This is a genomic window from Vibrio sp. 378 (genome assembly GCF_033339435.1).
Map to the genome: position 1 here is coordinate 1 of NZ_JAWOUO010001209.1, position 514 is coordinate 514.

The 514-nt window shown below is 42.2% G+C and carries 1 pseudogene; it reads left to right on the forward strand.

From position 1 onward, the window contains the following. A pseudogene (locus tag R7Q48_RS31180) lies at window positions 1-514 on the forward strand (TonB-dependent receptor); the annotation flags it as partial.

The following is a 514-nucleotide window of genomic DNA, read 5'->3' on the forward strand; positions in this document are numbered from 1 at the left end:
TAGGTTACGAGAAAACGGATGGTTTTAACGTTAAACCTTTGCCGGGTTTGAATGATGGCGATGAGCACGGATTTGAAACGTTGAACCTTAAATTAGGTTACCAGCAAAACTTTTCTGATAATTTTTCTGGTTACGTAGGCTTTAGTACATACAGCAACGAATACGACTATGACAACAGCAGTTATGGCAATCCTGGGTGGGGAACAGTAGATAAGCACGAAAAGAAAACGGGTGAAGTGGAATATGTAGGTGCAGATTTGTCACTTGAGTATTCTAAAGATGTTTACACTTCTGAGTTGAAGTTAGCTTACGGTCAACAAGACAACTATGACCTTAAATCGGGCCAAAGTAAGTCGACCGGCGATCACGTGGCCATCGAACAGTTCAATGCAATTTGGCTAAACTCATACAGCATCAATGATGAACTGAGTATTGGAGGCGGCTTAGATTACCGTAATGAGAAGTTAGCAAAAGGCTACCTTGCACCAAGTGACTGGGGACCAGCGAAAGACTA